The sequence below is a fragment of the Novosphingobium resinovorum genome, assembly GCF_027922145.1.
Lineage (GTDB): Bacteria > Pseudomonadota > Alphaproteobacteria > Sphingomonadales > Sphingomonadaceae > Novosphingobium > Novosphingobium resinovorum.
Genome location: NZ_BSFC01000015.1, coordinates 41353 through 61841 on the forward strand (window position 1 = coordinate 41353; position 20489 = coordinate 61841).

The following is a 20489-nucleotide window of genomic DNA, read 5'->3' on the forward strand; positions in this document are numbered from 1 at the left end:
GGGTTGTCGAACCGATAAATTTCGCGCTACCGAGCACGTCGAGAGAGGATCATACAAATGACCAAGTCATCGAGCCAGGAACGGGCCCAGAGCCTCAGCTTCCGCCAGCTTCGTCTGTTCGAGGCCATCGGCGACCTCAAGAGCGTCCGCCGCGCCTCGGAGGCATGCAGCCTGTCGCAGCCCGCGGTCACGCAGGCCCTCGCCAAGATGGAGGTGCAGCTGGGCGCAACTCTCGTCGACCGGCGCGCCAGCGGCAGCTACCTTAACGAATACGGCCTCGTGTTCCATGCCCGCGTGAAGCGCTTCTTCGAACAGACCGAGCGCGCGATCATCGAGATCGGGGCAGCGATAAACGGCGAAGCAGCGCGTGCCATGACCAACCGCCTCTCACGCTCGCAGCTGCGCACGCTGGTTGGCGTTATGGAGCATGGCTCGTTCGAACAGGCGAGCGACAGCTTCGACATCTCCGCCGCCTCGCTCCAACGCGCCGCCCGGGATTTGCAGGGGAACCTCCACGTCTCGCTGTTCTATCGCACCGCCGCCGGCATGCTGGTCAGCCCGCAGGGCATGAAGCTGGGCCTGCTCGTCAAGCTGGCGCTCCAAGAGATCGAACTGGGCGTGATGGAAGTCGATTCTGCTCTCGACGGCAGCACGACGCCGGTGGTGATCGGCGCGATGCCGTTCGGCGGCACCGTGCTGCTGGCCTCGGTGCTGGACCGTTTCCTCGAACGTCACCCCTGTGCCGACGTGCGGATCACGAACGAAGGCGCAGTTGAAATGTACAAGTGCCTGCGCGCCGGGGACGTGGATTTCGTGGTGGGGCTCCTGCCCGAAGAGACACCTGCCGAGTTGGTGTGCGAACCGCTAGTCGCGACGCCTTATGCCGTCGTCGCCCGCCAGGGTCACCCCTTGGCCCGTGCCGGGAAAGTGACCATCGAGGAACTGATGGCGTACGATTGGATCACCGGCACGCCCGGATCCAGTCGCCGCGCATGCTTTGACCGCATCTTCGAGGGCACGCATGGCCCGCAGACCCATGTTGCTACCTGCGCCCTGCCGGTGATCCGCCATCTGCTAAAAGGCAGCGACCGGCTGACGCTGATGACGTCCTATGAGCTGACCCATGAAGAAGGTCTTCGCACACTGCACTGCAGCCCGATCGAACCCGTCCCCGCAATCGGCATCACCACCCGCGCCGACTGGCTTCCAACGCCGGTCCAGTCGGACTTCATCGAAGTGATCCGCGCCCATGCGAATGCCCCGGTGCCCAAGCTCCGGAAGGCGGGGTAGACGCCAAGGCCGTCGAGCCCCCAACCCTTGTCCAGCGTTCAATCGACGAACCGAGGCACACCCAGTGGGTTATCGCTACGAATGATCTGCGGCAGCAGCGCATCCGGCGGATCCTGGTAGCACACCGGCCGCAGGAAACGCTTGATCGCTGCCGTGCCCACTGAAGTCGTGCGCGTGTCTGAAGTCGCCGGAAATGGTCCGCCGTGCACCATTGCGCGGCTTACTTCGACACCGGTCGGCCAGCCGTTAGCGAGGATACGTCCGACCTTTCGTTCGAGGAGCGGCAGCATCGTTCGTGCGGCTTCAATATCGCCATCGTCCATCTGCAAGGTCGCGGTGAGTTGCCCCTCCATCGCGGCAAGAACCGTCCGCATTTCGCCGAGCGACGTGCACCGCACGATGATGGACGCCGCACCGAACACCGCCACCGGACCGATTGCGATGCGGCGCTGACGCAGGTTCGCACGAGGAGGATTGCGGTTGGGCAGAGCGCGCTCAATGACGACGCCGGCCCGCGCCTTCACGCAGCAATTTGGCAAGAGACGCAGTTGCCCGGTCGTGCGGCCACGCTCCCCGGTCAGGCGTGCGAGTGGCAATCCGGATTCGGCCATGGCCCGCTCGATCAGTGGCTCACCGATGCCCTCGACCCGCACTGAGACTTCTTCAAGAAAGTGCGCGCGGGCCTCTGGCACGATCTTGCGGAAGACATCGAAAGCCGCGTCGGCGAGCGCGCAGGCCCGGGCAACATTGTCCAAAGTAGCGATGCTGAAAAGGGGGTTCCATGGCCTCTGCACGGGCGGGGTCAACCGCGTGAAACTTCTCGCCGCGCGCGACCGCGCTGGCGCCGACCAGGAAAGTGCCGTCCATGTTTGTTTGCTATCCAATACCATTGAAATCGCGATCGAGGCGCACCTGAGGCATTTGTCGCCCCATCGCGCTTGCCTGCGCGGTATTCCGATTGCACCCCTGCCAAGACTTATCACCCATGCACGGCCGGCTCGGTCAAAGCGAAGCAGCTTACCGAGGAGATCACAATCATGCCCGCGACCCTCACCCCGCGAACTGACAATACCCACCACCGACGGCGCCTGCCCCGCGACGCTGCATTACCCCGAAACGCCAGGGGCTTTTCCGGCCGTGATTTTATTCATGGACGGGCCGGGCATCCGGCCGGCCATCCGGGAAATGGCCGATCGCCTCGCGGCATCCGGCTATGCAGTGCTGCTTCCTGATCTGTTTTACCGCGCAGGGCCTTATGCGCCGGTCGATCCCAAGATCGTATTCACCGACCCCGCCCTGCGCGCCGCCCACCGCCAAAACTACATGACCACCGCCACGCCGGGCAATGTGATGGCCGACACTGCCGCTGTGATCGCCGCGATCGATTGCCTTCCGGAAACGGCCAATGGGGCGATCGGGGTCGTCGGTTATTGCATGGGCGGACGGCTTGCCCTGATTGCGGCGGCCTGGCATCCGACGCGCCGTAGAGCCCTCACCGTCTAGCTGCGCAGATCAAGGCCTGTGTCTATGTCGGCAGCGCGATCGAGGACGACAATTTCACCGACGCGCAAAAGGCCACGCTGGTGGCGGCATTAGAAGCCGCCGGGGTCGATCACAAAGTCGAGACCTACCCGGCCAGGCACGGCTGGGGTCCGCGCGACACCGCGGCTCACAGCCGTGCGCCACTGGCAGACGCTGGTCCCGTTCCTCGACGCGGCGCTTAAACCGGAGGCCTGAACAGTGGCAGGAGGGCGTAACGGCAACGCTCCTCCCTTCCTCCGGCACAATTTCAGAGCAGCGACCTGTCGATATAGAGCGGCATCGAATCCTCCCACTTGCTGTCCGTGAGGATCCGCTTGTTGCGCCCGTCTGCGTCCATAACGTAAATCTGGCCATACTGCTGGAAGGTATTGTCGTAGAGCGCCGCTTCATCGCGGAATCCATGCGCCGACCCGCTCCACATGATGCGACCGTCCGGCGCCCATACCGCGTGGCCATCGCTCTCCTTGCCGGTTGTGAGTTCCTTATACCCGGACCCATCGGGTCTGATCGTCGCGATCTGGAACGTGGTGCCATCGACCTTACGGGTGAAAACGATCCGTTTCCCATCGGGCGACCATCCCGGAAGATTGTCGAGCTCCTTGGTAAGGACGCGCACTTTTCGTGTCGTCAGGTTCAATATCCGCAGGCCCCGTTCGCCATCCTGACCCCACACCCGGTAGACCACTTCCTTGCCGTCCGCAGAATAGCTGGGGAAGCCGGAATGCACCAAGCCGTCGGTAAGCGGTTCGAGCCCGGTCCCGTCCTTGCGGATGCGCATCACCGTCGCCTTGGCATGGTCGCGCTCGCCGAACCAGGCGCCGACGCCAAACACGATCCACTCGCCATCAGGGGACCAACTGGGCTGGAATGCACCGGCGAGGCCCTTCTTCACCAGAACGGGATCGAGGCCCGCCTTGGTGTTGTCGAAGACGACCCTGCGCTCAGAGCCATTGGGTCTGCACGTCACGATGGAGGAGAACCCGGTCTGCTTTTCCGTAAAGGCCAGTACCCCCTGCCGCGAGAGGGTGGGAAACACGTCCATGAAGCGATAGTCGTAGTTGGGATCCCAGCTATACAGTGGCTTGTCGAGCTTGCGGACGGGCCGAAACGTCTGGATCTCGTACATTACCGAGGCCCGATCAGCCGTCCAGAAAGGCGACCGAAGGCCCTCGCGCTTGAAGCCTGGACGCCCCGAAGTATAGGCGATCCCTTCCTCGGGACCGCCTTTGACCACATAGCCGATCTCGTCCTGCGTGACATAGCAGGGCGAAACTTTGAGGCCCGGTGTGCTGGTGTGCTCGATTCGTTCGCCGCTTTCAACGTCCACCGAAACAATCTGGGAGGTGACTCTCCCGATCCATTCGGGACGTCGTGCGCCCCAGGTGGCTTCCGTCGTCAGTTCGTAGAAGGCGATTCGCCTGCCGTCCGGCGACCATGTCGGCGAACCCTGGCACCAGTCCTTGCGAGCGCTGACTTTGACGAAACCCGTCCCGTCGGGACGAATTCGGTAGATGGCCAGTTCCTGCGTATGCTCCCAGCCATGACCTTCGTCATGGCCACGCCAACTGGTGTTGCGGTCACTGGAAAAGGCGATCCATTGGCCATCGGGCGACCATGCCGGGCGATAATAGCAGTCCGGGCTGTCCGCCTCGCCGACGAGATCGCCGACGCCGGTAAGCTGGAGGAGCTTGCCGCTCGATATTTCCATGACCCAGATGTTTGCCTTGTAGCCGTTGCGGGTCGAGACAAACGCCAGATGCTTACCGTCCGGCGAAAGCGCTGCGGCATCGTCCACGCTGGGACCGCCTTCCAGGGCCCTTACCCCGGTGCCGTCGCCACGTGCCGTAAACAGGCTGGAATTGCCGTCGCCCGACCGCTCCGAGGTGAAGACCACACGTGATCCGTCACGTGAGATGGACGCATTGTAGTCGTAGGCGCTCTCGGCCAGAACCTTGCGCTCATCCGTCCCGTCGAGAGCGGCGACGTAGAGTTCGGAAACCGAAGGCGCGATGCGGTTCATCAGCATCACGCCCTTCTTCGTTGGCAGCGGCTTGGCGATACCGACCTTGCTCAGCAGTATCGAGGTCGGGACGACTGCCAGGAAATCTCTACGCTTCACTTTGCTCTCCCCTGCTATAATCCAGGCAATCTCTCGATCCCGGCCCGAGCTGTCCGCCCATTTTCGGTGCAGATGCTCTTGCTACGACAGCGGGGGAGGCTTTGCACCAGCGCCATCATCGAAGTTATCAGCAAGGTTCGAGTGCCTATATCCGCTCCCTGCCTTTCCCGGATTACATCGATGCCGCGCCGCTGCCCTTTTGCAGTGTTGCACACATGGCCGGGCCCTTAAGCGGAGCCGGCGAAATATCGTAGCGGTAAAATTTACCAGCTCCCTGATGGGCTGGAGTCTGGGAGGACGACGATGAAGACCTGTACATCCGCCGCCATATCCTTGCGTCATGCCCTGATGGCGGGGGCGGCGCTCACGGCAGCGGTGCCGCAGTTCGCATCCGCGCAAGCTGGGCAATCGCAGACGGCGGACAGCAGCGGCGTCGAGGAGATCATCGTCACTGCGCAGAAGCGCATCGAATCCGCGCAGGACGTGCCGATCGCCATCACCGCGCTCGGCACCGACCAGCTCGCCAGCGCGGGCGTCACCAGCACGCTCGACCTCAAGGCGGCGGTGCCCGCGCTCAACATCACCACCGGCACCGGCGGCATCGGCCTGCCGCGCATTCGCGGCATCGGCGCCACCGGACAGGGACCGGGGATCGAGAACCCGGTCGCGGTCTATGTCGACGGGGTCTACTACGGTGCCTCGTTCGGCATCCTGCAGAACTTCTTCGATACCGACCAGGTCGCCGTGCTGAAGGGGCCGCAGGGCACCCTGTTCGGCCGCAACGCCACCGGCGGCCTGATCCAGATGTCGACGCTGGGGCCGGACTTCGACTGGAACGGCAAGGCGGAGATCGGCTACGGCAACTACGATACCGTCCATTCCGCCGCCTACGTCTCGGGCGGGCTGACCGACACGGTCGCGATCAGCCTTTCGGGCCAGTACGACAACCAGCAGGACGGCTTCGGCAAGAACCTGCTCACCGGCAACGACATCCAGACCAGCAAGTCGTGGGCCGGCCGCGCCAAGCTGCTGTGGAAGCCGAGCGAGCTTACCAAGGTCACCCTCTCGGGCGATTTCAACGGCCGCGACGCCGCCGCACCCGCCTTCCGCAACTTCAGCACCAACGCGCTGGGGCAGGACGTGGTGCAGCAGATCATCGCCGCCGGGGGCAACCCGGAGCGCGACATCATGGCCGACGTCGACCCGGTCATGCACACCCGCGCCTGGGGCACCAGCCTGACCTTGGAGCAGGATCTGGGCGGCGTCTCGCTCAAGAGCATCACCGCCTACCGCCACTCCACCTTCGACTACAACTTCGACCCCGACGGCACCACCGTGCGCCGGATCGTGGTGGACAACCACCTCTACGACAAGCAGTTCACGCAAGAAGTGAACCTCGTCTCCGAGGCGGGCGGGCCGTTCAAGTGGGTGCTCGGCGGGTTCTACATGCACGGCAACGCGGGCAACGACGGGTCGCGCACCACCGGCTTGTTCACGTACGGCAACAACGGCTACGTGGACGACTACAATTCGATCAAGCTCGACAGCTTCGCAGGCTTCGCCGAGGGCACCTACTCGCTGGGCGACAGCACCCATGTGATCGCCGGCATACGCTACACCAGCGACAAGCGCAGCCTTTCGGCCTACGACGTATCCTTCAACGGCAATGTCCCGCCCAGCGGGTTGCTGACCGTCAGCGACACCATCAACGAGGGCAAGACCTTCAAGAAGGTGACGTGGCGCCTGTCGATCGACCACCGCTTCTCGCCGGAACTGCTCGCCTATGCCAGCTACAACCGGGGCTTCCGCTCGGGCACCTTCATCACCCAGTCGGACCCGATCGTGCTGCTGCAGCCGGAACTGGTGGACGCCTACGAAGTGGGCATCAAGTCCGACCTGTTCGGCCGCAAGGTGCGCTTCAACCTCGCCGGGTACTACTACGACGAGAAGAACATCCAGGTCATGCAGGTGATCTCGGGCGCGCAGACCGTCTACAACGCCGACGGCGCGCATATCTACGGCATCGACGCCGACCTGACCTGGCGCGTGACCAGCGACCTGCGCCTGTTCGGCGGCCTCAACTGGATGCATGCGCGCTATACCGACTTCGACACCGCGATCATCTCGACGCCCTACCCGCTCCCGGCGGGCTTCACGATCCCGACCGGGCAGACGTGCCTCGGCACCAATGGCAGCCCTTATACGCAGCTCGGCGGCAACTGCCTGCTGATCGGCGACGCATCGGGCAACAAGCTGCAGAACACGCCGACGTTCACCGCCTCGGTCGGCGGTTCGTACGACCTGCATACCGGGATCGGCAAGTTCACCCTCGCGGGCAACTACTACTACAACTCCGGCTTCGTGGGCTCGCCGGACGAGCGGGTGAAGCAGAAGGCCTACAACACCCTGGATGCGTCGCTGACCTGGCGGTCGAGCGCCGACAACCTGTTCGTGCGGTTCTGGGGCAAGAACATCACCAACGAGTTCTACCGCACCCAGATCGGCGCCACCAACAGCGGCGACAACGGCACCTACGCCGCGCCGCGCACTTATGGCGTGACCGCAGGGTTCGATTTCTGAACCTCATTCCTCCCCGAGACAAGCTTGGGGAGGGGGACCGCCCGCGAAGCGGGTGGTGGAGGGGGGCGAGCCTCTCAATTCCCCCCTCCGTCACCGCCTTCGGCGGCGCCACCTCCCCGAGACAAGCTCGGGGAGGATTGGTCACGCGCTGCGTTTCAACGCGGCAAGCTCGCGCCGCACTTCCATGTACTTCGGCAGGACGCCGTGCGCGTAGGCAAGGAAGGTCGGCAGGCCCTGCGGGTCGATCCCGGCTTCCTGCGCATAATGCGCGATGATGGAGTCAGAGTCCTTCATGTATGCGCCCGGCGCATGCTGCACCGTCGGGAAGGTCACCTTGTCGAAGTGCGGCGCCAGTTCCGCGCGGATCGCGGCTTCGTTCGCATCGCCTTCGGAGAAGATCCGCTGCTCGAACCCGTCCAGCAGGCCCGCTTCCAGCAGGAACACGCGCAGCTTCAGACAATGCGGGCACGTCGCCTTGAGATAGAGGACGGGGCGAAAATCCTTAGTCATCGGGGGCTATGTCCTGTTCAGGGGCCGACGAACGCGACCGAAGTAGGCTTCGCGATGTCGAGATGTGCGGGCCTGAGGTCAAGACGCCCGCTCTTCGGATCGACCGCGAAGACCGCCAGGTTGCCCGATCCCTGATTGGCCACCACCAGCCACTTGCCGCTACCGTCCAGCGCGAAGCCCCATGGCACCTGCCCGCCGCAGTCCACGCCCTGCACCATCGTCAGCACGCCTCCCGCGCCGATCGCATAGACCTGAATGCGGTTCCCCGCGCGGTTTCCGGCGTATAGGAACCGTCCATCGCGCGAGACCGCCAGTTCCGACCCGCTCGGCGCGCCTGCGAAATCCGGGCCGTCGAGCGCGAGGTGCGACAATTCGGTCAGCCGCCCGTGCACCGCATCCCACGCGAAGCTGAAGATCGTGCCCGCCATCTCGGTCATCAGGAAGGCATGGCGCCCGTCCGGCGCGAAGACGATATGGCGCGGGCCGGACCCCGGCGGGAGCGTCGCGGAGGTCGCCGCGCCGCCGGCCACGGCATGAATATAGACCCGGTCCGTCCCCAGGTCGGGTGACAGCACCCAGCGGCCCGAGGGATCGACGGTCACGCCGTGCGCATGCGGCCCCTTCTGCCGCCGGTGCGGCCCGGAACCTTCGTGCGCCGCCACCCAGCCGGGCGACAGCGAACCGTCCGCCGCGACCGGGATCGCCGCGACCTGCCCGCTCCCGTAATTGGCGACGAAGACCTGCCGGCCCGCAGCGCCGAGCGCCAGATGCGTCGGCCCGCCGCCGCCCGACGCCGCACGCCCCTCGGCGGTCAGCGCGCCGCTTGCGGGATCGTATCCGAAGGCGAGCACCGCGCCTTGCGAGGCGCCGTCGTTGCCCACCTCGCTGACCGCGAACAGCCGCCGGTGGGCGGGGTCCGCCAGCACCCATGTCGGCCGCTCCACCGTCGCCGCCGTGCCGAGCGAAGTCAGCGCCCCGGTTCTGCGGTCGAGCCTGACGGCGACGATGCCCTGCCCCTGTCCCGCCTCCTGCGTACCGATGAACGCCAGTGTCCGGTCCGAGCTTACGCCAGACACCGTCTGGCAGCCGGCCAAAGTGAGACCCGCGATGCCGAGGGCGAGCGAGGTCTTGGGTATCATTGCACTTCTCCGCGCTTCCATGCCCCAGCGTAGGCGTTTTGCGCGTGGCGACGCCCCCTTGGCAATCAGATACAATCACCCCGACACCGGAACCTATCGGTACACGGTCTGGCGCGGCTCGTCCCTTATCGCATGCCGCCGCGGCAGTTTAATTCGCGTCGCCTGCCTGTTCACACGAGAAGCTCGACGCCTTGTCCATGGAGCCGGTCCCGCGATACCGGGCGACCAGCGGATAGGCACAGGTCAGTCGCTGCCTGACCAGTTTGCCGTTGTCGAATTTGCTGGCGACAAAGAATTCCGGTGCCTTCCGTCCGCTCGACCAGGCATCCATGATACCCAGCTTGTCGAACGTGTCGCAGCCGGGCCCGCCCTGGCAGTGGTCCATGCTTGGCAGAACGAACAGGCGCAGGCCGCTACGGGCATCGATGCCACCGGCTGTGCCCCTAGCCATCACGGCATCGTGCCAACCCATCAGGTCACCGGGGTGGTGGTAATCGTTCCAGCCGACGTAAAGGAGCAACTTGCCACCCCGCCGCAAGACGGCACCGAGATCGGGCGCGACGGCGAACTTTCCCTTGGTGCTAACTTCGGCTGCGATGACGTCTTTGGACCAATCCATCGTGAGCGGCGACCACTGGGCGGACTGGAATGCAGCGTAACGGAAGAAATCGGCGGCGTTGGTAAATTCCTTGCCGCTGGCGAACATACCGAGTTGCCCCTCGGAGCCGAGTGCGGGGCCCGCGAAGATCAGGTGCCCGCTCTTGGGATCGACCGGTCCGCGGTACATTAGGTCGAGGAACTCGATCTGCCTGGGGTTGAGGCACCCGGCGGTGGCACCGTCCCTGCAGAGAAGCTGGCTTGGACGGAAGGCGCAGGTCGCGGGATTGTCGATGAAGCCCTGCGCCTTGCCGACTGGCCCAGCGCATGCGGCGATCGCTGCAGCCGTGATCGAGGCATAATTTTCCTTCGGAATGAACCGCCCGGGATCCTGGGCGAGAAGCCATTGCGGCCAGATCTGTGCGGCGTTGAAGGCGGCCAGCGGGTTCGGCGGCGCCCCGGCGACTATGCCGTCGTAGTCTTCGGGATAGCGCTGCGCTTCGATGAGCGCCTGCAGGCCGCCAAGCGAACACCCGATGAAGTATGATCGGCTTGCTGCCCGGCCGAAATAGCGCGCGACGAGCCGCTTTGCCTGCACAGTCATCAGATGATTGGCGCGCCCCGCGTAGTCTTCAAGCTTTTCCGGCTGTCCCAGCGCGAAACGTCCGCCATGGCCGGTGGTTTCGTCGTGACCGGTATCGTTCGCAGCAACCGCATAGCCTTGCGCGAGACCAGTCATCATCGTCCCGAACGGGATGGAGCCGCCCCAACCGAAGTTGCCGAGGCCCAAGAAGTTGCCGAGGCCCAAGAAGTTGCCGAGGCCCAAGAACTTGCCGTTCCAGCCGTTCGCCGGCAGCCAGACCTCTGTGCGGATCGCCGATGCCGGGGTCGGCTTGAGCACGAAGGAGACCCGGCAGAAGAACGGGTTGGGAGCCTGGGTCGCAAGCCCGACAATGTTCATCCCGGGCGCGCGCTCCCAGTCCGTTCCCTTGAGCTGCAGCTCCGATGCCCCGACCAGCTTCGCCTGCGCACCTTCCGCCCGCGCGCTCAACGTTTGAAGAACACCGCCACAGTCCGAAGCCGAAGCGGCCTGCGCCGGGGCGGACGCCGCGGCTGCCATCACCGCGCCGGCCAGCGACAGGGCGATCGCGCATAGGCGCGTCATACCCGATGTCTTCGTCATGCGATCTCTCCAGCGAAGAGGATATGAACGGGCCGGGGCATGTCCAGACCGTTGCGGGTGGGAGCGACATGGCCGGTGGCGGCATCGATGCTGAAGACCTCGATGCGGTTGGACCGCTCGTTGGCGACCAGCATCCAGGAACCTGATGGGGCGATGGCGAAGTGCCAGGGAAATTCGCCGCCGCAGGCGATCCGCTGAAGGAAGGTCAGCTTGCCGGTCTCCGGGTCGATGGCGTGAACGACGATCGTGTTCTCGCCCCGGTCGGTGAGGTAGAGAATGGTTCCGTCGGCACTGATCGCAAGCTCGGACGCGCTCCTTTCTCCCGCGAAGCCGGACGACGAGGTCGAGCGTGCCGGCGCTGGCCCCGTCGGTCTCTTCCTGGCCTGCGAGCTACGGCTGGCCGGCTGTTCGGTGCTGGTGATCGAACAGGCGAGTGACTTGCCCACACCCTTGAAGCGCGCGCCCTTCGGACTGCGCGGTCTCTCCGTGCCGACCATCGACAGTTTCGACAGGAGAGGCCTGCTCGAGTCCCTGAAAGCGCGGATTCCCGGGCGGGAGATCGCAGCCGCGGCGCCCTGGATGAAGGAGGAGCGCAGACCTGGCGGACATTTTGCCGGAATCGACTTCCTTCTCGACCAGATCGACCAGACGCGATGGCCCTATCGCCTGCCACATTCGGCCACGCCCATGCCCGCCGATCTGGAGAGTATCGGCACCGTACTGACAGACCGCGCGGAGGAACTGGGGGTTGCGACCAAATATGGCCTGAGCGTTTGGGGCGTGGATGCGACGGATCACGACGTGACCGTCTGCGCCGGTGCGGAGACATTCCGGGGCGGCTGGCTCGTCGGGTGTGATGGTGGTCGCAGCGCCGTGCGCAAGGCGGCCGGTTTCGGCTTCACCGGCACCGATCCCGAATTCACGGGCTACTTTGCCCAGGTCCAGTTCGCCGACCCGTCCATGCTGGAGCCTGGCCACCACGATACGCCCGCCGGCGCTTACATCTTCGACCTTCCCGACATGGTCAGAATGGTCGAGTTCGATGGCGGCGCGCATCACCGCAGAGAGCCGGTTACCGGCGATCATCTCCAGGCGGTACTGCGCCGCATCTCCGGTGCCGACGTTGAATTGACGGCGATCGGACGTGCCACGACCTGGACGGATCGAGCCTATCTGGCGACCGAATATCGGCGCGGACGGGTACTGCTCGCAGGCGATGCCGCGCACATCCACTCGCCGCTCGGCGGTCAAGGCCTCAACCTCAACCTCGGTCTTGGCGATGCGATGAACCTTGGCTGGAAACTTGCCGCGACGGTCCGCGGCAACGCTGCCCCCGGGCTTCTGGACAGCTATCAGCATGAGCGCCGGCCGCTGGCCGAGCAGATCCTCGACTGGTCGCGCGCGCAAGTTGCGTTGATGCGGCCGTGTCAAAGCACGCGCGCACTCCGCGCCATCGTCTGCGACCTGATCGCGACACCGGACGGCGCGACCTATCTCGCCGAGCGCGTCTGGGGTGTGACGGTGGGCTATGATCTGGGCGGGAGCCTGCTGGTCCAGCTAGCCCCCCACCAAATTCATCAGGCCGGAATCGCGGCGTAATCCATCGCCTCCAGATCGGTAAGCATGTCGGGACCGACAGGATGCCAATCCAGCAGTTCACGCGTCTTCCTGCTCGACGCAGGCATGTCGAGGCCAGCGAACATGGCAAACCATCCGAAGTGCTCCGGCGCATCCTCCGGAGCCAGTGATATGACCGGCAGGCCGATGCCGACACCCACGACTTGCGCAATCGCACGGGCGGATATGCCTTCCTCAGCCACCGCATGGTACCGCGCGCCGGCCTGTGCCCGTTCGATCGCAAGCGCATAGAGTTTGGCCACGTCGAGGACATGCGCGGCAGGCCAGCGATTGCCGCCATCGCCGACATAGGCCACGCTCCCCTTCTCCCGCGCAATCTGGATATAGGGCGTGATGAGGCCCTGCTTCACCGTGTCATGCACCTGCGGCAGGCGCATCACCGCCACATTCACGCCGTCCTCCAACAGTGCCTGTCCAGCCATTTCCGAAGCGATGCGCGGGTTGGGGTGATGGAGGTTCAGCACATCTTCCACGGCAGGCGTGCCATCGCCCGGATCCCCGATGCCCGTGCCTGAGGTGATGAGAAGTGGACGCTCGCTTCCTTTCAGCACGGCCCCCAGCGCCGCAATCACACGGCGATCCTTCTCGCAATTTGCGACGAAGTTGGAAAAATCGTGATCGAACGCGGTGTGGATCACGGCATCGGCATTGACCGCCCCGGCGCGGATGCTGTCCAGATCCTCCAGCGTACCCCGATGCGCCTGCGCACCCGCCGCAACGAGGGAGGCTGCGCCGGCCTCGGATCGGGTCAGGCCGAGCACGTCATGGCCTGCGGCCAGCAGTTCGGGCACAATGCGCGACCCGATGAAGCCTGTCGCACCCGTGAGAAAAATACGCATCATCGATACTCCGATAGTGTTCGGAGAACCTATCCGCCTGCATACCTTCCTGTTAAAGTAGTGATCTTATCATGGTATAGATCTCAACAGTCTGGACTTCTGGTGGAAATCGACAACGCCCTCGGCCAGTTCCTGCGCGATCGCCGCATGCGGCTTGACCCGGCGACGTTCGGCTTCTCGACCGATCGCCGTCGGACGCCGGGACTTCGCCGCGAAGAAGTGGCGCAGCGCGCCAATATCAGCCCGACCTGGTACACTTGGCTCGAACAGGGCCGTGGTGGCGCGCCTTCCGCGGATGTGATCGAGCGCATCGCGGCCGGAATGATGCTGACCGAGCCGGAGCGCGAACATCTCCATATCCTTGCATTCGGCCATCCGCCGGAAGTGCGTTATAGCGAGCCGGCAGGCATATCGCCCCGGTTGCAGCGCGTGCTTGACGCCATTGCGACCAGTCCCGCGATCATCCGGACGGCGACCTGGGATGTCGTGGCATGGAACAGGGCTGCTGCGGTGGTCCTGACCGATTATTCACGCCTTTCACGCCAGGACCGCAACATCCTGCGCCTGATGTTCTCCGATTCCCGGGTGAAGGCGGCGCAGGAGGATTGGTACAGCGTGGCGCGCTTCGTGGTCGGAGCGTTCCGCGCGGATGCCGCAAGAGCGGGCGCTGGCGCGGAAATCCGCCAGCTTGTCGATGAGCTATCCGCCATGAGCCCCGAATTCTCAGCCCTGTGGCGGGATAATGAGGTGGTCGGGCATGGCGAAGGCGCGAAGCGCCTGCACCATCCTGAAATTGGACCCGTCGAGTTGGAATTCTCCACCTTCTCCGTCGAGGGACGGCAGGATCTGGTTATGATGATCTACAATCCGGCGACCCCCGAAACGGCCAGCCGCCTGAAGGCTTTTCTTGAAGCTGGCCGTGTTCCAGAGGGAGTTGGGTTTTAAGGGCAATGCTGAGGTCGACCCTTGCGGGTCGCTCCACTGCCGATTTTCCGTTTCTAGGTGCGGCCCGTCGGCTTTCTCTTTCTGGATACCCAAGAATGGCCATGCAGAGAATGGCGAGTTTATGGCCGGAGGGTGACATCCGGCACCGGGTCTGCGATGCTCGCCTCTTCTGTAGCTTCAATGCAAGCAAGGAAGCCTAACCAAGGCGCGATGGCCGATCTTTTCAAGACTCTTTCGAAAGCAGCGCGCCTCGTCCGCAAGGGCCGCCCGATGTCGGCGCTGATCGCCATGCAGGGCGGGTTGCAGCCCCCGGCACCCGCCAAGACCAGATCCCCGAAGGCACCCCGGCGTCCCGGCGCAAAGCCTGCGGCGGCCCGGCAGGTGCGCCCGGCGCCCGGGACTTTCGGCACCCACGAGTTCGATTGCGCGCACGGCAAGATCAGCTTCCGGCTATACACGCCGCGGGGGCCGAAGCGGCGGGGCCTCCCCCTCGTCGTCATGCTGCACGGCTGCTCGCAGACGGCATCCGACTTCGCGACCGGCACCGACATGAATGCGCTGGCCGACGAACTGGGTTGCGTGGTCCTCTATCCGCAGCAGTCGCAGCGGGCGAACCTGGCCCGGTGCTGGAACTGGCACCGGCCGAGGAACCAGGCGCGCGGCGAGGGAGAACCGGCGCTGATCGCCGCGCTGGTCCGCCATGTCCTCGCGATCGCTGCGGGCAACCCGAAACGGGTCTTCATCGCGGGCATCTCAGCAGGTGGTTCGGCCGCCGCGATCATCGGCAGCGCCTATCCGGACGTGTTCACGGCAGTCGGCGTCCATTCCGGTGTCGCGCGCGGGACGATCCGGACTTTGCCCTCAGCGCTCGCCGCCATGCGTGGGGAAGGACGGGCCAGATCGACCGGCAGAGCGGCGCGGCCGCTGCCCACCATCGTCTTCCACGGAGACGAGGACCGCGTCGTCCACCCTTCCAACGCCGCCGGTTTCCTCAACACGCTGGAGCGATCGCAGCCCGGCCCGCTGGTTTCGCGCACGTATTACGGGAAATCCGGCAAGGGCCGGGACTTCACTCGGAAGGTCTACCGCTCGTCAGGCGGCAACATCCTGCTCGAGGACTGGACCATCCACGGAAGCGGCCATGAATGGTCGGGCGGCAGCGCCTTTGCGTCCTACACCGACCCTCTGGGGCCTGACGCCTCGCGCGAAATGATGCGCTTCTTCCTGTCGCAAAGGAGGGCGAGTTGAAGTCGGAAACGACGCCGGCATCGCAGAACCGGGATGACGGACGCGCGATTGCGCCCAGGCAGTTCGAGATCGATGGCAGCACCATGACCGGCATAGCGTCGTTCTATGCGCAAATGAACCGGCTGCTCATGGTAGGGGAAGCCTGGCAACTGGCCGAAAGCCTCGATGCGCTGAACGACGTGCTCTACGGCGGTTACGGCGCCATCAAAGGCCGCGAGCCCGTCCGCATGGTCTGGAAGGACATCGCCGCCGCTCGCGCCGCGCTGGGCCGGGAAGCGACCTGCGCCTTCCTGCGCGAACGGCTGGGGACGAGAACGATGTTCAACGGCTCCCCCATCGTCGATCAACTGGCCGCGCTGGAGAGCGGCGGCGGGACCACCTATTTCGACATCGTGATGCAGATCTTCGCGGACCATCCCAATATAGAGATCGTGCCCGCATGAGCTGGAAAAGCGATCGATGGGCGCGCGCGCTGTCACGATTTGCCTGCTCACCCCTTAGTCACCGATAAGGCAGGACGAGAGGCGAACTGATGATCCCCAAGCCATCCGAAGGCATGGAAATGGAGCTCAAGCTGGAACTGGATGCAGCGAGCATGGCAGCGCTCGGTGCGTCGGAGCTGCTGGCTGACGCGCCGATCGCCGTTTCACAGCGTGCGATCTATTTCGACACGCCCGACCAGGCCCTGCGTCGCGGTGAGCTGTCGCTGCGCATCCGCCGGGAAGGCGAGCGCCGGGTCCAGACGGTCAAGGCCTCCGGCACGACCGCCGGCTTGTTCGTACGTCCCGAATGGGAGTTCGACGTTACCGACGATCAGCCCGTGCTCGATCATACGAGCCCGGTCTGCGCGCTGGTCGGTAACGGCATCGACGGGATCGTGCCTGTCTTCACCGTCGAGAACGAACGCCGCCAGTGGATGAGCGGCGGCATCGAGATTTCGCTCGATGAAGGACGGGTGATTGCCGGAGATCGCGAGACGCCGTTCGTCGAGGTCGAACTGGAGCACAAGGAAGGTGACCCGGCCGCGATCTTCGCACTTGCCCGGACAATCGACGCGGTCGCCCCGGTCCAGCTTGGCGTGATGAGCAAGGCCGAGCGCGGCTACCGCCTCCTCGGCCCCGCGCTTGCTGCCTCCAAGGCGCACCGCGTGGCGCTAGATGACGGCATGACGGCGGCCAGCGCGCTGCAGGCCATCGGTTTCGACTGCCTGAGACACTACCGGCTCAACGTCCCGCTCGTGTTCGATCACCGGGACACGGCAGCGCTCCATCAGGCGCGCATCGCGATCCGGCGGCTGCGATCCGCGCTCACCATCCACAAGAGCGTGTTCGCCGATCGCACTGTTCCGAGGCTCAATGCGGAACTGCGCTTGCTGGCAGCCGAACTCGGGAAGGCACGCGACATCGACGTGCTGCTCAAGCGGACCGGGGAGGAGGAGGTGAGGGCACAATTGCTGGAGGCCCGGGTGAACGCCTACGAGGGGGCGGGGAGCACCCTGCAATCGGTGCGGACGCGCCGTCTCATGATCGATCTCGTCGAATGGATGAGCATGGGCGAGTGGCTGTTCGACGATGTCAACGCCGAAGCCCGGACGACACCGGTGCTCGGCTTCGCGGCGAGAACCTTGCGCAAGATGCGCAAAAAGGTGAAGCGCCAGGGCAATGACCTTGAGGCAATGGATGACGACAGCCGTCACGAACTGCGCAAGTCATCCAAGAAACTGCGCTACGCGGCGGAATTCTTCGCTGCGCTGTACGACCGCAAAAGGGATCGCAGGCGGTTCAAGCGCTTCCTGTCAGCGCTCGAAGGCCTGCAGGACAGCCTCGGTGACCTCAACGATTTGTCCGCTGCATCCCGAACGCTGCGGCGGCTCGGCGTGACCAGCGCGGATGCGGAGGAGCGCGCGGCTGACCAGAAGGCCAAGACCGCCTTGCTGGAGCAGGCCGCAGAGCACCACGACACGCTGATCGACGCCAAGCGGTTTTGGACGTAGCGGCCGCTTACCGACGTCGACCCTTCCCAGCCATTCAGCTGTCAATTTCTAATCCCCAGATGCAGACGTTCTGTTATTCCGACAGTCCCTGCCAATAGCAGACTTTCATCCTGGACACTCCATTACGAAACCCGATACGAGTTCAGGCAGCACTCGGCCCACCTCAAAGCTGAGGTGCTGAGCCGGACGGAAATGCCGCCCGGCTCAGTAAGTCTCATTCCTTCAGCACGAATTTATCGCCAGAATAGACCCTAATCGGATTCCCGCGTTCAAGATTCTGATGGGCCTGCCATTGTGACCTTCTTGCGCCGTCATTAGCTTGTCCATGCCGCTCTTCCAACAGGATCGCCAACTTCATCCGCGCCAGCCTTCGGTTGGCGTGTTGGGAGCGTTGCTCCTGGGCCGTGGCTACCAAACCGGTCGGCCGGTGTGTGGCCCGAACCGCACTGTCCGTCTTGTTGACATGCTGGCCGCCCGGTCCGCTGGCACGCATCGCCTGATAATCGATGTCCTCATTCTTCAGGGCGATGATCGCGTCAGGCTCGGGCGCCAGAGCTACACCAACGAACCAGTTTCGCCGCTTGTGCCGGGGACGAAAGGGGCTGGTCCCGATCCACTGGTTGGAACCTATCCGCTTCGCGGCAAAGGCAGATGCTGCCTCGCCCTCAATGCGGAGGAGGGTCGAGGCCGGTAAATCCTCCAAACCATCGAGCGCTTCGCATTCAAGGCCCATGCCCTTGGCCTCCTTTGCGAAAGCGCGCGCCAGTTGTGCCACTACCCATTGGCATTCCTTGGGGCCCTTGCCCGCCGTGATGTGCAAGATCACCTCGCTCATTCCACCCTCGTCTTGTAGCTGAGAAGAGGGCGAAGCTTGGCAATGACACGGATCAGGCCGGCTCCCTCCAGATCGGCAATGACCATGCCGATATCCTTGTAGGCATCGGGAGCCTCTTCGAAGATCAACCTGCGATCCTCGCAGATCACATGACTGCCAAGGGCGGTGCGCTGCATGTCCGCGACGTTGAAACGGCGCGAAAGGCGGGCGTGGGCATCCTTGCGGCTCCACTTGCGGCCCGCGCCATGGGCCAGCGAATGGAGAGCCTTGTCGGCGTCGTCCACTATGGGTTCCACCAGATAACTGAAATCTCCTCGCGAGCCGGGGATGGTGACCAACCCCCGATCAGCAGGCGCAGCCCCCTTACGGTGCAGCCACCCGCCTTGATGCGGCGTCACACTGTTATGGCAAATGTCCAGCACTGACCGGCCGTCGATGCCAAGACTTTCGCAAAAGCGCCGGGCGATGATCTGACGGTTCACAATCGCCCATCCCAGCGCGGCGTCATGCTCGGCAAGGTAGGCCGCGGCCTCCGGGCTGTCTGCAGGTATTCCATGGCTGATTTCCGGCTGTCGATGCGCTTGCAGGACGGCTTGCCCAAGGCCCCGCGAACCGCTGTGCACCATCATCCAGACCCTGTCGCGCCGCAAGCCAAGAACCGCGAAGCGCGTCTCGTGCTCCACCGTCTCGATCCGTTGGAATTCAACGAAATGGTTGCCCCCGCCAATGGTGCCCAGCGCAGGACTGGCCAGTTCGGGCGGCAATCCAGCCTCCTTCAAGGCTTCTTCGCCATCGCCCGACCAAGGAGCGTCCAACCCTTGCAGTTTGCGCGCCGCGCTGCCGAGCCGGAACTTACGCAATGGCGAAGTGGTCTCCCACAAGGTCATGCCGCAGCCGATGTCGCTGCCCACGAGATGGGGCCAGATGCGATCCGGTGACCAGAAGGCCGCCCCCACGGCAATGCCATTGCCTGCGTGGAGATCGGGAAGGCCGACAACGCGGGCCATACCCTCGTAATCTGCCGTTGCCTGGAGCTGGTCGAGTGACAGCGGATCGAACCGCGACGGATCGTTAGAGATCAGGGAGATCGGAGTCATTGCGCGCCTCCCTGGTCGTCGACCATTCCAGAGGTGAACATCGCCTCAAGTGCGGCCATGTCCTTGAGAACCCCGTCACGCGGATCGACGAACAGCTCGCGACCTGGGAACCACTCGTCCCGCCCCCCGAGAACCTGCCCCTCGAACATCCACTCACCATAACGCCGGATAGAAATGCGGGTCAGCACGAAATCCTCGACATGTTCGCGCACGTGCATCTTGACCGTGCTACCCGTGTCGAGCTTGGCGCAGATCTCGCTGAAGACCGCGTCCCACCGGCGCCCGCGCTGACGCCGCAGGTAACGTACCAAGGGGGCGAGATTCTCGTTCAATGACTTGGTGTAGCGCGCACCGATGTGGGCATGGCGCTTGAGCCCGATATGGCGTGCGTCGGCGTGAGCCATCCTTTTCAATATGGGAGAAGCGGCGTGGCTCGCCCCCAAGCGGGAGCGCTCGACGATCACCTTGAACATGTCATCACGCATAAAAAGCCTCCCCGACGAGAGGTGCGACAACGACGGAAATTCTGGAAAAATCAGCGGCGCGAAGGCCGCGAAAAGCAATCAGGCGAGCGGTGTCGCCCTTGAGGCAGTTGCCCATGCAATCTGTTCCTGAACACAGGGAAATGAGAAGTTGTTTTCGTCGCGGTCAAATGCTGCGCGCATGGTCTTCTCCTTTCCTCATTCAAAAACAGGCCAGTGCTGGCTGGCGTCCATTTATTGGAGATTGTCGATAGGCGCAAGGCCCACATTCCATCGCGACCGTGGCCCGCTGCCGAAAGCGTTGTTCACCGATCTTCGGCCGCAAAAGTGCCGAGTTCCATTTCTAAGATGCAGCCCCACCGGTATTCGGATTCCGCCCACCAACTCTGGTCGCTCGCGGACGCGCAGCGTTCAAGCCCTCGGGAGAATACTGTCAAAACGTGATGCTGATG

At 64.1% G+C, this 20489-nt stretch carries 19 protein-coding genes and 1 pseudogene; 9 read left to right on the forward strand and 11 right to left on the reverse strand.

The genetic code is table 11. The annotated features are described in order from the left end of the window. Positions 1-57 precede the first annotated feature (57 nt). Complete coding sequence (locus tag PKE80_RS09350) at positions 58-1290, forward strand: LysR family transcriptional regulator (protein WP_271182262.1); 1233 nt, start codon at positions 58-60, stop codon at positions 1288-1290. A 38-nt stretch (positions 1291-1328) separates the two neighbouring features. Here the strand turns inward: PKE80_RS09350 and PKE80_RS25385 are convergent. After that, a pseudogene (locus PKE80_RS25385) lies at positions 1329-1712 on the reverse strand (aldehyde dehydrogenase (NADP(+))); the annotation flags it as partial. A gap of 388 nt (positions 1713-2100) precedes the next feature. On the opposite strand from PKE80_RS25385, the gene PKE80_RS09360 reads away from it, so the two are divergent. Both PKE80_RS09360 and PKE80_RS25315 read left to right on the forward strand, forming a co-directional pair. Further along, on the forward strand, positions 2101-2793 hold the full coding sequence (locus PKE80_RS09360) for a dienelactone hydrolase family protein (protein ID WP_271182263.1): 693 nt from the start codon (positions 2101-2103) through the stop codon (positions 2791-2793). A gap of 38 nt (positions 2794-2831) precedes the next feature. Continuing rightward, positions 2832-3014: a hypothetical protein gene (locus PKE80_RS25315; protein WP_373877739.1), complete on the forward strand. Its 183-nt coding sequence runs from the start codon at positions 2832-2834 to the stop codon at positions 3012-3014. Between the two features lie 65 nt (positions 3015-3079). Here PKE80_RS25315 and PKE80_RS09365 read toward each other — a convergent pair whose 3' ends face one another. Continuing rightward, positions 3080-4951: a beta-propeller domain-containing protein gene (locus tag PKE80_RS09365; protein ID WP_271182264.1), complete on the reverse strand. Its 1872-nt coding sequence runs from the start codon at positions 4949-4951 to the stop codon at positions 3080-3082. A 303-nt stretch (positions 4952-5254) separates the two neighbouring features. Here PKE80_RS09365 and PKE80_RS09370 point away from each other — a divergent pair, with 303 nt between their 5' ends. Continuing rightward, positions 5255-7531: a TonB-dependent receptor gene (locus tag PKE80_RS09370; protein ID WP_271182265.1), complete on the forward strand. Its 2277-nt coding sequence runs from the start codon at positions 5255-5257 to the stop codon at positions 7529-7531. Between the two features lie 141 nt (positions 7532-7672). Here the strand turns inward: PKE80_RS09370 and PKE80_RS09375 are convergent, their stop codons facing one another. The 4 genes from PKE80_RS09375 to PKE80_RS09390 form a co-directional block, all read right to left on the reverse strand. Continuing rightward, positions 7673-8041 (reverse strand): glutathione S-transferase N-terminal domain-containing protein, encoded by a 369-nt coding sequence (locus PKE80_RS09375; RefSeq protein WP_271182266.1) that lies wholly within the window; start codon positions 8039-8041, stop codon positions 7673-7675. Between the two features lie 17 nt (positions 8042-8058). Further along, positions 8059-9180 carry a lactonase family protein gene (locus PKE80_RS09380; protein WP_271182267.1) on the reverse strand — a complete coding sequence of 374 codons (1122 nt, stop codon included), beginning with the start codon at positions 9178-9180 and terminating at the stop codon, positions 8059-8061. Positions 9181-9328: 148 nt separating this feature from the next. Further along, entirely contained in the window at positions 9329-10960 is a 1632-nt protein-coding gene (locus tag PKE80_RS09385; RefSeq protein WP_271182268.1) for a tannase/feruloyl esterase family alpha/beta hydrolase, read from the reverse strand. Beyond that, a complete protein-coding gene (locus PKE80_RS09390) occupies positions 10957-11457 on the reverse strand; it encodes a lactonase family protein (protein WP_271182269.1) in 501 nt (166 codons plus the stop codon). The genes PKE80_RS09385 and PKE80_RS09390 overlap by 4 nt, the downstream gene beginning before the upstream one ends. Between PKE80_RS09390 and PKE80_RS09395 the strand changes: the two genes are divergently transcribed. Continuing rightward, complete coding sequence (locus PKE80_RS09395; protein ID WP_271182270.1) at positions 11372-12559, forward strand: FAD-dependent monooxygenase; 1188 nt, start codon at positions 11372-11374, stop codon at positions 12557-12559. The two genes, PKE80_RS09390 and PKE80_RS09395, sit on opposite strands and share 86 nt — an antisense overlap. Here PKE80_RS09395 and PKE80_RS09400 read toward each other — a convergent pair. Beyond that, positions 12538-13437, reverse strand: coding sequence for an SDR family oxidoreductase (locus PKE80_RS09400; RefSeq protein WP_271182271.1), 900 nt, complete (start codon positions 13435-13437; stop codon positions 12538-12540). The genes PKE80_RS09395 and PKE80_RS09400 overlap by 22 nt on opposite strands. A gap of 102 nt (positions 13438-13539) precedes the next feature. Here PKE80_RS09400 and PKE80_RS09405 point away from each other — a divergent pair, with 102 nt between their 5' ends. The 4 genes from PKE80_RS09405 (at position 13540) to PKE80_RS09420 (ending at position 17623) form a co-directional block, all read left to right on the forward strand. Beyond that, positions 13540-14382, forward strand: coding sequence for a helix-turn-helix transcriptional regulator (locus tag PKE80_RS09405; RefSeq protein WP_271182272.1), 843 nt, complete (start codon positions 13540-13542; stop codon positions 14380-14382). 210 nt (positions 14383-14592) lie between these two features. Continuing rightward, the gene (locus PKE80_RS09410) at positions 14593-15630 is read left to right on the forward strand and encodes an extracellular catalytic domain type 1 short-chain-length polyhydroxyalkanoate depolymerase (RefSeq protein ID WP_271182273.1); all 1038 of its coding nucleotides are present in this window, start codon (positions 14593-14595) and stop codon (positions 15628-15630) included. Continuing rightward, positions 15627-16073 (forward strand): barstar family protein, encoded by a 447-nt coding sequence (locus PKE80_RS09415; RefSeq protein WP_271182274.1) that lies wholly within the window; start codon positions 15627-15629, stop codon positions 16071-16073. The genes PKE80_RS09410 and PKE80_RS09415 overlap by 4 nt, the downstream gene beginning before the upstream one ends. A gap of 119 nt (positions 16074-16192) precedes the next feature. Then, positions 16193-17623 carry a CYTH and CHAD domain-containing protein gene (locus PKE80_RS09420; protein ID WP_271182275.1) on the forward strand — a complete coding sequence of 477 codons (1431 nt, stop codon included), beginning with the start codon at positions 16193-16195 and terminating at the stop codon, positions 17621-17623. Positions 17624-17837: 214 nt separating this feature from the next. On the opposite strand, the gene prfH is transcribed toward PKE80_RS09420, so the two are convergent. From prfH to PKE80_RS09440, 4 genes are read right to left on the reverse strand one after another with little or no spacing between them, the layout of a single operon-like run. Continuing rightward, positions 17838-18458: a peptide chain release factor H gene (prfH, locus tag PKE80_RS09425; RefSeq protein ID WP_271182276.1), complete on the reverse strand. Its 621-nt coding sequence runs from the start codon at positions 18456-18458 to the stop codon at positions 17838-17840. Further along, positions 18455-19555 (reverse strand): RNA ligase RtcB family protein, encoded by a 1101-nt coding sequence (locus PKE80_RS09430; RefSeq protein WP_271182277.1) that lies wholly within the window; start codon positions 19553-19555, stop codon positions 18455-18457. The genes prfH and PKE80_RS09430 overlap by 4 nt, the downstream gene beginning before the upstream one ends. Further along, on the reverse strand, positions 19552-20040 hold the full coding sequence (locus PKE80_RS09435) for a hypothetical protein (RefSeq protein ID WP_271182278.1): 489 nt from the start codon (positions 20038-20040) through the stop codon (positions 19552-19554). Before PKE80_RS09435 ends, PKE80_RS09430 begins: the two co-directional genes overlap by 4 nt. Then, on the reverse strand, positions 20033-20155 hold the full coding sequence (locus PKE80_RS09440; protein ID WP_271182279.1) for a hypothetical protein: 123 nt from the start codon (positions 20153-20155) through the stop codon (positions 20033-20035). Before PKE80_RS09440 ends, PKE80_RS09435 begins: the two co-directional genes overlap by 8 nt. Positions 20156-20489: the final 334 nt, after the last annotated feature.